Below are 14,773 nucleotides of genomic sequence, written 5' to 3'. Positions count from 1 at the left end.
AAGCATATCGCGCTGGCTTTTTGCGGGTGTCAGAACGTTTCCCAGTTGTTGTCACTACTTGAAGGCGCTGCGGTTGCGACCGGGCGCAGCGGCGTGGCTTGCGGTTTGCCCGGTTTTGCACTCAGGAGTGGGTTGTGTCCGTTAACACGGAACACGGCAACCGCCTGACGCAACTGCTCGGCTTGCTGCTCCAGCGCGGCGGAAGCGGCAGCAGATTCCTGTACCAGCGCGGCGTTCTGCTGGGTTACGCTGTCCATCTGCGATACCGCGAGGCTCACCTGCTCAATTCCCTTGCTCTGTTCTTCAGAGGCGGAAGCGATTTCACCCATGATATCCGTCACGCGCGTAACAGCGTTGACGATCTCTTTCATCGTATCGCCCGCTTCAGCAACCTGCGTGGTACCGGAGTTCACCCGGTTCACCGAGTTATCGATCAGGGTTTTGATCTCTTTAGCCGCCTGCGCACTGCGGCTTGCCAGCGTACGGACTTCGCCTGCCACCACCGCAAAACCACGGCCCTGTTCACCGGCACGCGCCGCTTCTACCGCAGCGTTGAGCGCGAGAATATTGGTCTGGAAGGCGATGCCGTCAATCACGCTGGTGATATGGGCGATTTGCTGCGAGCTGTCGGAAATTTCGCTCATCGTGCGCACCACGTTATTCACCACTTCGCCACCGCGCGCGGCGGTATCGGAGGCATTTTTCGCCAGATGCGATGCCTGACGGGCGTTATCGGTGTTCTGTTTCACCGTGGCCGTTAACTGTTCCATGCTGGCGGCGGTCTCTTCCAGCGAGGCGGCTTGTTGCTCGGTACGCGACGAGAGATCGTTGTTGCCGGTGGAGATTTCGCTGGCGCCGGTGTAAATCGAATCCGAGCTGTTACGTACCGCGCTGACGGTTTTCACCAGCGACGTTTGCATTTCATGTAAGCCGGCGGCGAGCTGGCTCATTTCGTTGCGCCCTTCGGCCGAAATGCTCATCGTCAAATCGCCCCCGGCGATAGCGCGAATATGCCCCATCACGCTGTGCAACGGGCGCAGAAGCAAGTGCTGCAAACCGAGCCAGATAACGGTCATTACCGCAATTACCACCAACAAAATCACGCCGAGCGTCCACTGCATGCTGGTAAAACTGCTCTGGTTTTGTTGGGCGGCGGCTTGCAGGAAGGTGTTGTTTTCCGCCCGCCATTTGGCGTAGCTGGCATCCATATCATCCTGCGCTTGCTGCGCGTCGAGGTTGCCATAGGCTTCATAGTTATTGGCGCGCAGGAAAGCGATCGACTGCTGCAACACATCGTGCATTTTGGTGATGTTCTGCGCCACTTCGTCGGCTAATGCAGCGTCCTGACCGGCAACGCGCGGTGTGCTTTTATAGTTGTTGAAATAGCCTTCTGACTTACCCAGAGAATCTGCCGCCGTAGTGAGCAGCTTTTCAATGCTGGCCAGCGACGCCGGATCGCGCTGGTTTTTCAAAAAGCGGATTGCCACGCGGGTAACGGTAACGCGTGTTTTGATAAGCGTGTTTACGCTGTCGCCAAGATTTTCTTGCTGCGCGTTCAGAACGCCAGTGTTCTGAAAGTTGACCCTGTCGTTATTGACCGCAGAGTAGAAAAGACCCCCAGTAACCAGTTGAAGAAGACAAAATACTGAAAGAGCAATAATGATGCCTGTAATAACCCGTATATTTTTAAGCATGGCCATAGTCCGTGAGAGAGTCGGGATTGCACCACTAATATCGACCTGGCCAGCATTAACTTTATGATCACTTTTTAAACACTTAAATAAGACTTAAATAAGTGCCGGCGCCTTGCGCGCCGGGAACATGTTTTAGATTTTTTTGCGGCGTTTTACGGCGAGAGCAATACGGGGTTCCAGCAGTTTTGCCACGGCGGCGAAGACGGGAACGACAACCGAGTTGCCAAACTGGCGATAAGCTTGGGTATCGGAAACCGGAATGCGAAACGGTTTTTCGCCCACTTTTTCAAACCCCATCAAACGCGCGCACTCATGCGGCGTCAGGCGTCGCGGGCGACGCGCCTGGTTTTCCGCGTTGGCAAAATCGGCCTCGCCGAGCGCTTTATCCCAACCGCGATCGATAAGAATTTCTGAACCATCTTTGTGGTAACGCGCCGAAAGCGTGCGCGCCACGCTATCCGCGCGGGTTGGATCAACCAGCCCGAAACCAAAACCATTGCCTTTCGCGGCGTGTTTTTTCGCGTAGCGATAGAGGTAATCCCACAGCTTATGCGACAACACATATTTGCTGTCGACGGTTGGCTCCAGTAACTCACCGAATGCGGGCCGTTTTGTCGGATAAAAACGGTCAATATCGCGCAGGGTAAAGCCGTCGGCGAGATCTAAATCGCGGCGAAAACCCACCAGCACAATGCGCTCGCGGTGCTGAGGTAAAAAGTGTTTGCCATCGATGATTTTCGGGTCATCTTTGCCGTTTAGCGCGGCGTCAGCGACGTCATAGCCCAGCTCATCCAGCGTATTCATGATCACGCTAAAGGTTTTGCCTTTGTCGTGGCTCTTTAAGTTTTTAACGTTTTCCAGCACGAAGATCGCCGGGCGACGGGCTTTGATAATGCGCGCCACATCGAAAAACAGCGTGCCCTGCGCTTCGCACTCAAACCCGTGCGCGCGACCCATGGCGTTCTTTTTACTCACGCCCGCGAGGCTAAAGGGCTGGCAGGGAAATCCGGCGAGCAGAACATCGTGGTCAGGGATCGTTGCGGCGATATGCGCATAGGCGTCGGCTTCGGAAACGTTCGGGTTGCCGCTCAGAGTCACTTCGCGAATATCCTGATTGAAGGTATGCGTGGCGTGATCGTTGTACCAGTTGGCTTTATAGGTGCGCACCGCGTTTTTATTCCATTCACTGGTAAACACGCACTGCCCGCCAATGGCTTCAAACCCGCTGCGAATACCGCCGATACCGGCGAAGAGATCGATAAAGCGAAAACGATAGTTCGGGTGATGGGCGGGTGGGGAGGGCAGCAAGCTGCGAAGCTGCGCTTCTTCGGCGGCGGTGAACGTTCTCGGATTGCCTTTGCCGTTGATCCAGCGGTTGAGCGATTCGCGGCTCCACTCGGCTTTACCCGCTTTTTTTAACTGCTCCGCCACATATTTCTGGCCGTAGATTTCCAGCACCTGATCCAGTAGTACCCGGTCCCGTTCCTGCTGTCGCTGCTGGTCAGTATCTGCCTGCGCCAGCAGATCCTGCGCAAGTGAATCAAATTCCGCCATGACGTCTCCTTGGGGTTAGGCCCTGAAATATATCACTCATTTGACCCAGAGGATAATCGGCAGGTGCGGGGATTTTTACTGTGTAATAAATGAAGGCGGTACTGATTCGGTGAGCCACACGCCGTTATCAGCTTGATAGAAAACAAAGCCCTGCGTCTGCATCTCGCCTGCGTTAACTCGCAGCACCACCGGTTTCCCATGGCGCTGGCCAACTGCCGTTGCTGTGACTTCATCGGCGGATAAATGCACATACTGGCGCGATTTTGCTTCAAGCCCCTGCGTCAGAATGTCGTCAAGGAAACGGGTAGCCGTGCCGTGATAAAGCGTTTCTGGCGGCACTTTCGGTTGATAGGAAATATTGACCTGCGCGGTGGAATGCCCCTGCGCGGCGCGGATTGATACACCATCGGCAGATAAAGTGAAGCGCTTTTTATCGCTGGTCTCGACAATCTGGCGGATCAGCTCGTGGGTTAACGCATAACCTTGCAGCGCTGCGCCGGCGATCAGCGCATCAATATTGGCCCAGCCTTCCGCATCCAGCGTCAACCCAATCGCCTGAGGTTCATGGCGTAAGACGTAGCTTAAAAACTTACTCATCTCACTCTGTTTTTTGTCCATCAATGACTCTCCGTTTGAAAGCGCCATTATCGGGCGACTTTTCTGTGCGGGCAATTACCCACTTCTGGCAGCGCAAACCTGCTTAACTGCGGTTCCACGGCATTTTCGCCAGCAGCAGCGCCATGCCACACCAGCCGCTCAGACCCGCAAACAGCAAACCCGCGCCGACAAAACCTGACAGCAGAAAGAAATTAGGGTGAAGCGTAAAACCAAGCACCACACCGAGCAGGATCAGGCTGCCTGCCACAATCTGCACCTGCTGCATCAGCGGGCGCGGCTGACGTTTATCCTGCACCGTTGGCAGCTTTTCGCGCTTCCAGTTATTGAGCCCACCGTCGAGGATCATCACCTTAGCTGGCGCTGCGGCGCGCACTAATGCATCGGCGTTTTGTTGCGTGCGCATGCCGGACTGGCAATGGAAAATAACCGTTTGGTCCGGCGAACTTGGTGTAACAGTTTGCCCGGCAAGCACGTCGTCCAGCGGCAGGGAAACCGCGTCCGGCAAATGTTCACGACGAAATTCATCCGCCTGGCGAATATCAACAATCAGCGCGCCGTTTTGCTGCTGCGCACTGGCTTCTTGTGGGCTGACGAGGGTGTACTGCATGGTTATATCTCCGGGCAATAAATGGTTTTCAGCGTATGAACCAGCGTGCGGATCGCAGGCGCTTTAATGAAGTAGTTCACCCGCTGCGCCTGGCGCTGGCTTTCGATCAACCCTTCCTCTTTCATCCGTGTCAGATGCTGCGACGTGGCGGAAGGGCTAAGGCCTGTAATCGCGCTTAGCTCCCCGGCGGATGTACCGGGCGCGTCGCACAACATGCAGAGGATCAGTAAACGATGCGGGTTACTCATCGCTTTCAGCAGGGCAGACGCTTTCTCTGCCTGCGCTTGCAGTAAGATGATATCCGGACTGGTCATTTTATTTTAGAATTGTCTAAATTTAGGTAACTCTAAAATAAGTGGCGTGAAGAAAGCAACCTGTATGAATAAATTACTCACACTTTCGGTTTGAATTCTGGCCGCCAACTCCGTTTACTGACGGCTAACATCCCGCAATCTATGGAGAAAAACGTGAAAGTTTGCCGCTATCTCAACTGTGCGATTTGCGCCCTTACCATGTGGGTCAACGGCGCGAACGCCTGGAGCAACGCGCTGCCGGTTGGGCCTGCGGCAGGTGATCAAACGCTTTCGCCGTTTTATATCTGGGATGGCGCGTTACCCGATAAACCCGGCGTGATGCTGCGTGAAGAGCCGATTCCCGGTCAGCCTGACATTACTGATGCCAGCGAGATCGCGCGCATTCTTTATACCTCGCAGGATAAACGCTGGAACGCTGGCATCGTGCCGGTCAGCGGTACGCTGTGGTTGCCGAAAGGGCACGCGCCAAAAGGCGGCTGGCCGCTTGTCGCCTGGGCGCACGGTACGCTGGGCGTTGCCGATAGCTGTGCGCCTTCCTGGACTAACCCGACCCCGCGGGATGCGCACTATATCAATCAGTGGCTGAAGCACGGTTTTGCTGTCGTCGCCACCGATTACCAGGGCCTTGGCGGGCCAGGCCCGCACCCATATATGAACTGGGAAGCAGAAGGGCGTTCGGTGCTGGACAGCGTGCGCGCTGTGCTCAGCAGCACGCCGCAACTGGCAAATAATTTGGTGATCAGCGGTCAGTCGCAAGGCTCCGGCGCATCGCTTGGCGCCAGCCTGCTCGCGCCGGATTACGCGCCGGAACTCCAGCTTCGCGCGACCATTGCTACCGGTGTGGTCGCCACTTTTCCGGATGGCCCGATCAAAGCGGGATCTGCGCGGCCAGGGCCGCGCGATCCTGCCCGCTTTACGCTGCTGCGCATCATTGGCGGTTCGCTGCCGGACGGCGCACCGCCAGCGGAAAAATGGGTGACAGATCAAGGCGCGAAGATGCTGGCGCTCGCCAGAACATCCTGTATGCCGGAACTGGGGCGCTATGAGCGGCACGAAAAACTGACTGGTGACACGGTGTTTATCGGTGGCACAAAACAGGTGGAGTCAACCTTGCTTGCGGTAACGGATATGCCGGTGAAAACTTTTCCTGCGCCGCTGTTTACCGCAACCGGGCTTGCCGATCATACGTTGTCACCGCATCACCAGTACGCCGCTATCGCTGCGCTCTGCGCGGGTGGCAATGCGGTGGAGTGGAAGACCTACCCCGGCATTACGCATAACGGTGTGGTTAACGTCGCTTTCGATGACGAACTGAAATTTGTACGCGGCGTGATGGAAAACGCCCCGCAGTCCAACAGTTGTGGTTCGTTACAGGCCCCGGGGAAATTGCAGCAGCCATTAGAGGGCGTGCCGTTTAACCGGTAGCGTACCGGGCAGACCAGAAATGCAGCGATACACTCTCCGCCTGAAAGACAGCAAGTAAAAGGGAGAAATCGGTGTCAGGCACCGGCAGGCTACGGTTGTCGATAACCGCCAGCGAGGAGAGGCTGAAGGGTGATGTACTCATGGTTCTCGCCTGTTTGTGTTAAGCCGCCAGCAGGGCTGCATGCTTAAAAACAGAGCAAACAGGAGAGGGGCGCAGGCGGAATATAGTCTTATGACGTGGAGTGGCGAAAGCGCAGCGTTGCGGGCAGCACGCGCTGTGGTGAAGCCGGTTCATTGCCTTCTATCATCTGGGTGATGATATCAAAGCAGTCCTGCGCGAGGCGCGGGACATTCTGCTCCACCGTATCAATCGGTAGCGTCAGCGAATCATATAAATAGTGATCGTCGAAGCTGGCGATATGAATATCGCTCTCCAGCATATGGTGCTGGCTCATATAACGCAGCACCCCTTCCAGCAGGCCGCAGGCGGCGGTGAACAGCGCTTTTGGCGGGCGGCCCAGTTTCGCGCACAGGGCGGAGAACATTTCGTAACCGCTGCTCGGATGGTAATTACCGTGAATAATCCACTCCGGGCGCGGAGTCACACCGGCGCGCTCCAGCCCTTGCATAAATCCGGCAAGACGGTCTTTGGTGGGCGACAGGCGCGGTTGTCCGCCAAGAAAGTAGACTTCATCCGGGTTGGCGCGCGCCAGCCGTTCGACCAGTTCGGCGGTCGGCGTCAGCGAATCGGTGATCACCAACGGCAACTGTGTGTCATTGATATGGCGGTCAAACAGCACCACCGGCAACTGCTCGCTGAGCTTCACATAGTCGGCGTCGTTTTGCATGCTGGAGGCGACAATCAGCCCGTCGACCTGGCGCGCAACCAGGTTATTGACCACCACCGTTTCCTGGCTGGCGTTTTCATCGGTACAGGAGATAAGCAGCTGCAAACCGGCTTCGCGGCAGAGATTTTCCAGCTCGTGAGAAAAAACAGCGAAACCGTAGTTGGTGATTTCCGGCACCACCAGCCCCAGCGTGTGGCTGCGGTTTTCACGCAGCAGGCGGGCGTGAATGCTGGGCTGGTAATGATGCTGCTGGGCGATGGCCTGCACGCGATCGCGCGTCTCCTGCGCCACGCGCAGCTCTTTACCACGGCCGTTAAGCACCAGGCTGGCGGTGGCTTTTGAGACCCCCGCCAGCGCGGCGATATCACTGATGGTAACGCGTTTTGTTTTTCTCACGGTTGTGCATCGGTTAAGGAAACAAGCACTTATTCTACCATGCAAGCACGTAACGACCAGTAGCTGGCCTGCACTTCTGCGTCTCCCGTCAGGGTTATTTGCGCCGGATGGGCCGGGAAGTAGCGGCTGCTCATCACCCCTTCGCCATCGTTGATAAAGATTTCGACGCTGGAGTGGTCACAAAGGATCTGCAACTTATGCGCGCAACCGTTCCAGTAACGGTGCTGCCACGCGCCGTTCTCCAGACTGCGACGTGAAAGACGCAGTTCATCGTGCCGCCATTCGAGGCGCAGCGTATCGGCGAAATCCAGCGTTATGCCACCCGCACTTTCCAGCACCAGTTCCAGGCGCTGCGCATCCAGCACGGGCATCTTGTGCGCTGTGCCGCGATAATGTTGCTGATCACCACGCAGTGCCTGCAACTCCCTGACCGGTTGCTGATAGAGTTTTCCGTTGCGCGAGGACAGCTCACGCAGGCAGGTCATCTGGTGGATCCAACCGTTGGCAACGGTCGGCTGGCGCATCTCTTCGCCGTCCGGCACGCCCATCCAGCCTACCAGCAAGCGGCGCCCGTCGGCGCTGAGCGTGGTTTGTGGGGCATAAAACTCAAACCCAGCGTCCAGTTCGTGAAAGTCGCCGTGCTGATAGCTTGCACTGGCGTAGTCGAGCTGACCGCTTAAGTAAGTGCTTGGGTAAGTGTTGAGATAACGCTTCTCTTCCCGCGCGATCCCCTGCGGACAGCAGATTAAAAACGTACTGCCGTTAAGGGTGAACATGTCCGGGCACTCCCACATGTAGCCCGCTTCACCTAATCCACCCAGCCCGCTACCGGCGATTTCGCCAAGGTTTTGCCAGTTCCAGAGGTTTTCGGAACGCAGGAGTAAAACTTTGCCCTGCAATTGCAGGTCCTGCGCGCCCAGTACCATGTACCAATAGTCGCCGTGGCGCCACACTTTCGGGTCGCGAACGTGGCCGGTGTAGCCGTGCGGCAGGGGGATCGCCGGGCCGAGCTTGTCGAAGCCGCCCGCGCTGTTTTGCACCGCCAGGCATTGCCACGCGGTGCGCGTGCCATCATCAAATTTCACATTGCCGGTATAACAAAGCGTCAGGACGCCATTGTTATCAACAGCGCTGCCGGAATAACAACCGCTGCGGTCGTACTCTTCATCGGGCATCAAGGCGACAGGTTCATGCTGCCAGTGCACTAAGTCCTCTGAACTCCAGTGCCCCCAGCACTTGTGCTGGTGCTGGCAGCCCAGCGCATTCCACTGGTAGAACAGGTGGTAGCGCCCGGCAAAGTGGATAAACCCGTTTGGATCGTTGAGCAGCCCGGTGGCCGGCGCCAGGTGCCAGCCGGGGTAGTGGCTGTCATTCAGCGCCTTCGGTAGACCTTTCATCACCGCCTGTAAAATGGCGGGTAGCAGCGGTTGTGAAGCCATTATTCAGAGTCCGTTTTGTATTTCAGCAGGTAAGAGATAACAAAGGCGACGCTAAAGGCGATAGCCATGCCGATAATATAATTCAGCAGCGAGCTGGCCTGCACAATCGCCATCCCTGGTAGGCCGGTCAGGCCAACCGCCGTCATATAGACATGCACCGACACCACCCACGCGCCGCCAACCGCGCCGCCAATCAGTGCGGCGATAAACGGTTTTACAAAGCGCAAGTTGATACCGAAAATAGCCGCCTCGGTAATGCCGAGCAGAGCAGAGAACGCCGAGGGCAGGGTAATCGCTTTAATCTTCGCGTCTTTGGTTTTAAACCATACCGCCAGGCACGCTCCGCCCTGCGCCACATTTGCCATCGCCCAGATCGGCAGCAGGAAGTTAACGCCAATCGATGGATTCCCCAACAGCCCGGCTTCAATGGCATGGAAGCTGTGGTGCACACCGGTAATGACAATCACCGAATACAAGCCGCCGAACAGCAAACCGGCCAGCCATCCGGCATGGGTGATAAGGGTGCTGAGCACAAACGAGATGCCGTCGCCGAGCGCGCGACCCGCCGGGCCGATAATCAACATCGCGACAAAGCCGGAGATAATCACCGTCAGGAACGGCGTGAGGATCAGATCCAGCGCATCCGGGATCACCCGGCGCAGCTGTTTTTCCAGCAGGCTCATAAACCACACCGCCAGCAGCACCGGGAAGACGGTCCCCTGGTAGCCGATCATCGCCACTTCGATGCCGAAGAAGTTCATGGTGTGGAAGCCAGCCGCCACGCCCCAGGCGTTGGTCAGCGCCGGGTGAGTCAGAATGCCGCCCAGCGTAGCGCCAAGGTACGGATTACCGCCAAATTCGCGCGCGGCAGTAAAACCAATCAGGATCGGCAGAATGATAAACGCCGCCGAGCTGAACATGTCGAGCATGATATAGAGCGCGTTGTCGGCGCTGACCCAGCCGTAGGTTTTCACCATCCCCAGCAAGCCCATCAGCAGGCCGGAGGCGACAATCGCCGGAATAATCGGCACGAAAATGTTGGAGAGCAAACGGGCGATACGCTGGAACGGGTTCAGTTTACGCGCGGCAATGTCTGCCGCTTCCGATTTACTGGTTTCGCTGATCCCGGCTTCGGCAATAAACGCGGCGTAGACTTTGTTCACTACGCCTGTGCCAAAGATAATCTGCAACTGACCAGCGTTACGAAAGCACCCCTTTACGCCGTCGACTTTGCCAATCGCGGCAGTGTCTGCTTTAGCGTCTTCCACCAGCACCAGGCGCAGGCGTGTCGCGCAGTGCGCGGCGCTGGCAATATTGTCCTTGCCTCCCAGCAGCGGCAGTAGCGACCGGGAAATTTGTGCAAAATCCATAAAAACCTCTGTTTTATCGTTTTTGTGGGACTAACCGGCAAAAAGGGCTCCCGAAGGAGCCGTTTCATCAGAACCAGGTTTCCATTTGTACGCCGAAGTTCCATTCACCGCCGGCCTTGAAGCCGTCGCTGCCAAAGGCATCGGAGCTCGCATATTTATCCAGACGATGATCCCAGTCCATCCAGGTGGCGAACAGGCGGATTTCCGGGCGTTTAAGGAATTCACCCACATCGCTGGCTTTCAGCGTTGGGGCGACGGTGAGTTTGTAGAAGTTGCCGCTGACCGCGTTGCGGCTGTTGTAGCCTTCCGGGCGCAGATCCATGTACTGATAGCTGCCTTCATACTGCATTTCGAAGTTTTCGGTAAAGCCCTGAATCAGGCGCACGTTAGCGGTTGCCCATTGATAGCTGTCGCCTTTGACATAGCGATCTTTGCTGGTCTGCGCCAGCAGTGCCGGGGCAATATGCCAGCCGCCGCCGAGCGGCGTAATACCGTAGCTGGCAAGACGCCAGGTGTTGGCTTCCGGCAGCAGCGCGCCGTCTGAACCGATTGACTTCACTTCCGCACCCAGGCCGTGACCATACAGCAGCGCGGTTTTCGCTGACCCTTCGCGCAGGCCGTAGAAGCTGTCGTTATGCAGGCCGAGCAGGGCATGTACGCCGGTGTTCGCCGCATCGCTCTTCACTTTGTTGCCGTCGAGATCGAGGCGGTCATCATTGTCTTTGGCGCGCATCCCGCTCACCATCAACTGCACCGGACCGTAGAAGTTATTCAGCGAGAGAATGTAGTTCTGCGCGGTGTTTTTGCTGTTTTCGATATCACCGAAAGTGCGCCCGTAAATCGAGACGTTGCTGCGCGCGTTGTCGCTCCATTTCATGTCGTACACGCCCGCGCCGGTCCCGGCGAGGAACACCACATCGGAGTCGATCCAGTGAATGTCGAAGTTGTCGCGGTCAAAGCGTTTACCGGCCCAGACGGTGGAATCTTTAAACGCGCCGCTGAAGCTTGGCAGATGGCCGATTTCGGTAAATGCCTGGCGCAGGTTGAGATCGCTTGAGGACGCCGTCCAGTCGTTATAGGTTTTCTGCCCGTCGGCGAGCATCACTTTAAAGCGCGTGGTCGCACCGTTCGCCAGCGTCTGTTTATGCTCGAGGTTCATCTCAACATAGGTGTCCGGCTCATTCCCCAGACGACCAACGTGGCCGCCGGTTTCTCCGGCAGGTGTCACCGTTGGGCCACCCTGCGTTTTGGCGGCCGAGTTGTTCATCAGCAAGCCGGAGCGGGCGTAGCCGTGGAACTCAAACCCGCCTTCGTCAGCGGCTTTTTGTTCCAGTTTGGCGATACGCTGCTCAACCGGGGCGGTGGTGGTCTGGTTTTTTTGCTGGGCGGCAGCCAGTTGCTGGGCCTGTTTTTCGGCGGCCTGCGCGCGGTTTTCGGCGGCGTTAGCGCGTTGTTCTGCGGCTTGCAGGCGCTGTTCCAGTGCGGCGAGACGCGCTTCAATGCTGCTCATGCTGGGGTCGGCGGCGTGAGCGGCCCCGGCGCTTAATATCAAACCAAGGGTTACGGCGAGCGTGCTTTTTTTCATCTTTTTGCATCCCTAAGGAAGAGCCATCATCACAGAGTTATTTTGCTAAACCGGTTTAGGCCTCGAATCATAATCAAGGCCATTTTCTCCACGCAATGAAATTTGCTAAACCGGTTTAGTGATTGTGAGACGGCTCGCAAAACGAAACGGCAGGCCCGCTAAATCAGCGGCATTGTTCCAGAAGCTGGTGGTGATACGGCAGGGCGGTCATCGCACCTTTGGCGGTAGTCGCCAGCGCGCCGCAGATCTGCGCGCTGGCAAGCCTCGCGGACAACTGCGCTTCGCAGTCCGGCAGGCCGTGCTCCGCGAGCCCCCACAACAGCCCGGCGACAAAGGCGTCGCCCGCACCGGTGGTATCGATGCTCACCACCGGTAAAGTGGAGTAGTGGAAAATATTGCCGCTGTGCCAGGCGGTGACACCCGCTTTTCCTTGTGTCACCAGCAATAAGCTAATGGCATAACGGCTTGCCATGGCTTGCATGCTGGCCTCAAGCTGCGTGGAACCGGAAAAAAACGCCAGCTCCTCTTCAGACAGTTTCACCACATCGGCCAGCGTTAACGCCTGGCTCAGGCACTGGCGAAGCTGCGTGGCGTCCGACCAGAGATCCTGGCGGATATTGGGATCGAAGCTGACAAAGCCGCCCGCGCTGCGCACCCGCTGCATGGCAGAGAAGGTGGTGGATCGCGATGGTTCTGCCGCCAGCGCAATCGAGCAGCAGTGTAGCCATTCGCCGCACTGGAATTCCGGCAGGTCGCTTTCGGCAAGAAACAGGTCGGCGCTCGGGCGTACCATAAAGGTAAACGAACGTTCACCGTCATCGTCCAGCGCCACCACCACCGTGGAGGTGCGCTGCGCCGGATCAGCGCGCATAAACGCCGTGTCGACCTGTTCTGCTGACAGCGTTTGTTGCATAAAACGACCAAATGGATCGTCACCGACGCGGCCAATAAACCCGCTATTTCCCTGTAACCGCGCAACGCCGACCGCAACATTCGCCGGTGCGCCGCCGGGACACTGCATTAAATGTCCCGGTGCTTCCGGCAGTAAATCCACGACGGCATCGCCCAGACACCAGACTCTGGCTGACATGCTTTTCTCCTGACAAAATGTATAGCTAAAAATTAACTAAAACGGTTTAGCAAATCAATGGCGTTTTGCAAGAGCTGTGATTTTTTAACCCCTGCTGTGCGGTGGATTTTATGCGCAACGTAAAAGATATATCAGAGAAAGAAGAATATAGTCAGGCGGAAAATAACAATTCCCGGCCATATAAGATCTGAATTCTTCTCATGAAATATAAATTAAGATAATGAGGGTGGTTATTTATATCAGCAGGTTAGCTGCTCTTATTAATAAATATACATTTCACCTGTTAATGGTTTTTTTCTTTAAAATTCAGTCTAATGACGTGCCATTTTCATTCATTTAATTACTGGATAAGGAAATTCCATTCGTTTGAAAAAATAAAAATCAGGGTTTATAGCTTTCTCAGGCATAACGAATTACCGATTGCACCCATAAGGAGAGAGCACATGGATGAGCAATACCCTGGCATAGATGATATTTATGCCTCCCTGGAATTATCTTCGTCCCTGGAAAAACACCAGTTCCCCGCTAAAGAACGGGACCCGCGCAATGTCTTTGCCGCAGTACGCGACGAATTGATGCTTGACGGTAACTCACGACAAAACCTGGCAACGTTTTGCCAGACATGGGTCGATGATGAAATTCGGACATTGATGGATTTGTCCATCGACAAGAACATGATCGATAAAGACGAATACCCGCAAACGGCTGAAATTGAGTCTCGCTGCGTACATATGCTGGCCGATTTATGGCACTCGCCGGAGGCGCAAAACACGCTCGGTTGCTCGACGATTGGTTCCTCTGAAGCGGCAATGCTCGGCGGGCTGGCGCTGAAATGGCGCTGGCGAAAAAAACAGGCCGCTGCAGGCAAACCTACCGACAAACCGAACCTGATCTGCGGGCCTGTGCAAATCTGCTGGCACAAATTTGCCCGCTATTTTGATGTTGAGCTGCGCGAAATTCCCCTGCAAGGCCAGCGGTTAGTGATGAACGCCGAAGAGGTGATCAAGCGGGTTGATGAGAACACCATTGGCGTTGTCCCGACGATGGGCGTCACCTTCTCGTGCCAGTATGAGCCGGTAAAAGCGGTGCATGATGCGCTGGATAAGCTGCAACAGGAAACCGGTCTTGATATTCCCATCCATGTTGACGGTGCCAGCGGCGGGTTTCTGGCGCCGTTTTGCGCGCCGGATATTGCGTGGGATTTTCGCCTGCCGCGGGTGAAATCAATTAATGCCTCTGGCCACAAATTCGGTCTTGCACCGCTGGGTGCCGGTTGGGTCGTATGGCGCGAGGCCGCTGATTTGCCGGAAGAACTGATTTTTAACGTTAACTACCTCGGCGGCAACATGCCGACGTTCGCCCTCAACTTTTCACGACCTGGCGGGCAGGTCATTGCCCAGTATTACAATTTCCTGCGTCTGGGACGGGAAGGCTACACGAAAATTCATCACGCCTGTTACCAGACAGCGCAGTATCTGGCGCGGGAAATCGACAAACTTGGGCCGTTCAAAATCTTGTTCGATGGCGACAGCCAGCAAGGTATTCCCGCGCTGGCGTGGACGCTGCGCACCGAGCGCGCCATTGGCGGATACACCCTTTATGACCTTGCAGATCGCCTGCGCAGCCGCGGCTGGCAGGTGCCCGCCTATTCAATGCCAGCCCATCGCGAAGATTTAGTTATCCAGAGGGTGCTGGTGCGCCACGGTGTAAGCCATGATCTCGCCAGCTTGTTGGTGGACGATATTAAGCGCGCGCTTGACTACTTTTCCCGCCATCCGGTCATAAACCCGCTCAGCGCTGAGGAAGCCAGTGGTTTTAATCACGCCTGAGGCC

13 protein-coding genes are annotated in these 14,773 nt (G+C 56.2%); 2 read left to right on the top strand and 11 right to left on the bottom strand.

What is annotated here, in order from left to right:
* Positions 1 to 29: 29 nt before the first annotated feature.
* From tcp to H650_RS08600, 5 genes are all read right to left on the bottom strand, one after another.
* Entirely contained in the window at positions 30 to 1,694 is a 1,665-nt protein-coding gene (gene tcp / locus H650_RS08620; protein WP_020454898.1) for a methyl-accepting chemotaxis citrate transducer, read from the bottom strand.
* Positions 1,695 to 1,826: 132 nt separating this feature from the next.
* Positions 1,827 to 3,248, bottom strand: coding sequence for a DNA cytosine methyltransferase (locus H650_RS08615; protein WP_020454897.1), 1,422 nt, complete (start codon positions 3,246 to 3,248; stop codon positions 1,827 to 1,829).
* A 75-nt stretch (positions 3,249 to 3,323) separates the two neighbouring features.
* Positions 3,324 to 3,866, bottom strand: coding sequence for an RNA 2'-phosphotransferase (locus tag H650_RS08610; protein ID WP_020454896.1), 543 nt, complete (start codon positions 3,864 to 3,866; stop codon positions 3,324 to 3,326).
* Positions 3,867 to 3,948: 82 nt separating this feature from the next.
* Positions 3,949 to 4,473, bottom strand: coding sequence for a rhodanese family protein (locus tag H650_RS08605; protein WP_020454895.1), 525 nt, complete (start codon positions 4,471 to 4,473; stop codon positions 3,949 to 3,951).
* 2 nt (positions 4,474 to 4,475) lie between these two features.
* Positions 4,476 to 4,787 carry an ArsR/SmtB family transcription factor gene (locus tag H650_RS08600; protein WP_020454894.1) on the bottom strand — a complete coding sequence of 104 codons (312 nt, stop codon included), beginning with the start codon at positions 4,785 to 4,787 and terminating at the stop codon, positions 4,476 to 4,478.
* A 153-nt stretch (positions 4,788 to 4,940) separates the two neighbouring features.
* Between H650_RS08600 and H650_RS08595 the strand changes: the two genes are divergently transcribed.
* Entirely contained in the window at positions 4,941 to 6,212 is a 1,272-nt protein-coding gene (locus tag H650_RS08595) for a lipase family protein (RefSeq protein ID WP_020454893.1), read from the top strand.
* On the opposite strand, the gene H650_RS25700 is transcribed toward H650_RS08595, so the two are convergent.
* The 6 genes from H650_RS25700 to cscK form a co-directional block, all read right to left on the bottom strand.
* Complete coding sequence (locus H650_RS25700) at positions 6,202 to 6,354, bottom strand: hypothetical protein (RefSeq protein WP_189660099.1); 153 nt, start codon at positions 6,352 to 6,354, stop codon at positions 6,202 to 6,204. The two genes, H650_RS08595 and H650_RS25700, sit on opposite strands and share 11 nt — an antisense overlap.
* A gap of 88 nt (positions 6,355 to 6,442) precedes the next feature.
* Positions 6,443 to 7,456 (bottom strand): substrate-binding domain-containing protein, encoded by a 1,014-nt coding sequence (locus tag H650_RS08590; RefSeq protein WP_020454892.1) that lies wholly within the window; start codon positions 7,454 to 7,456, stop codon positions 6,443 to 6,445.
* Positions 7,457 to 7,485: 29 nt separating this feature from the next.
* Positions 7,486 to 8,895 (bottom strand): sucrose-6-phosphate hydrolase, encoded by a 1,410-nt coding sequence (locus tag H650_RS08585; protein ID WP_020454891.1) that lies wholly within the window; start codon positions 8,893 to 8,895, stop codon positions 7,486 to 7,488.
* Positions 8,895 to 10,265, bottom strand: a complete 1,371-nt coding sequence (locus tag H650_RS08580; protein ID WP_020454890.1) for a sucrose-specific PTS transporter subunit IIBC — start codon at positions 10,263 to 10,265, stop codon at positions 8,895 to 8,897. Before H650_RS08580 ends, H650_RS08585 begins: the two co-directional genes overlap by 1 nt.
* Positions 10,266 to 10,332: 67 nt before the next feature.
* A complete protein-coding gene (locus tag H650_RS08575; RefSeq protein ID WP_020454889.1) occupies positions 10,333 to 11,850 on the bottom strand; it encodes a carbohydrate porin in 1,518 nt (505 codons plus the stop codon).
* Between the two features lie 163 nt (positions 11,851 to 12,013).
* Entirely contained in the window at positions 12,014 to 12,940 is a 927-nt protein-coding gene (gene cscK / locus H650_RS08570; protein ID WP_020454888.1) for a fructokinase, read from the bottom strand.
* A gap of 443 nt (positions 12,941 to 13,383) precedes the next feature.
* On the opposite strand from cscK, the gene gad reads away from it, so the two are divergent.
* A complete protein-coding gene (gene gad / locus H650_RS08565) occupies positions 13,384 to 14,769 on the top strand; it encodes a glutamate decarboxylase (protein WP_020454887.1) in 1,386 nt (461 codons plus the stop codon).
* Positions 14,770 to 14,773: the final 4 nt, after the last annotated feature.

Source organism: Enterobacter sp. R4-368 (genome assembly GCF_000410515.1).
GTDB lineage: Bacteria > Pseudomonadota > Gammaproteobacteria > Enterobacterales > Enterobacteriaceae > Kosakonia.
The sequence above is the reverse complement of the archived record's forward strand: the minus strand, read 5'-3'. Positions and strand labels throughout refer to the sequence as shown.

Excerpts from the sequence above, each read along its gene's own strand:
- tcp (WP_020454898.1), bottom strand. The coding sequence starts at position 1,694 with ATGCTTAAAAATATACGGGTTATTACAGGCATCATTATTGCTCTTTCA.
- H650_RS08615 (WP_020454897.1), bottom strand. The coding sequence starts at position 3,248 with ATGGCGGAATTTGATTCACTTGCGCAGGATCTGCTGGCGCAGGCAGAT.
- H650_RS08610 (WP_020454896.1), bottom strand. The coding sequence starts at position 3,866 with ATGGACAAAAAACAGAGTGAGATGAGTAAGTTTTTAAGCTACGTCTTA.
- H650_RS08605 (WP_020454895.1), bottom strand. The coding sequence starts at position 4,473 with ATGCAGTACACCCTCGTCAGCCCACAAGAAGCCAGTGCGCAGCAGCAA.
- H650_RS08600 (WP_020454894.1), bottom strand. The coding sequence starts at position 4,787 with ATGACCAGTCCGGATATCATCTTACTGCAAGCGCAGGCAGAGAAAGCG.
- H650_RS25700 (WP_189660099.1), bottom strand. The coding sequence starts at position 6,354 with ATGAGTACATCACCCTTCAGCCTCTCCTCGCTGGCGGTTATCGACAAC.
- H650_RS08585 (WP_020454891.1), bottom strand. The coding sequence starts at position 8,895 with ATGGCTTCACAACCGCTGCTACCCGCCATTTTACAGGCGGTGATGAAA.
- H650_RS08580 (WP_020454890.1), bottom strand. The coding sequence starts at position 10,265 with ATGGATTTTGCACAAATTTCCCGGTCGCTACTGCCGCTGCTGGGAGGC.
- H650_RS08575 (WP_020454889.1), bottom strand. The coding sequence starts at position 11,850 with ATGAAAAAAAGCACGCTCGCCGTAACCCTTGGTTTGATATTAAGCGCC.
- cscK (WP_020454888.1), bottom strand. The coding sequence starts at position 12,940 with ATGTCAGCCAGAGTCTGGTGTCTGGGCGATGCCGTCGTGGATTTACTG.
- gad (WP_020454887.1), top strand. The coding sequence starts at position 13,384 with ATGGATGAGCAATACCCTGGCATAGATGATATTTATGCCTCCCTGGAA.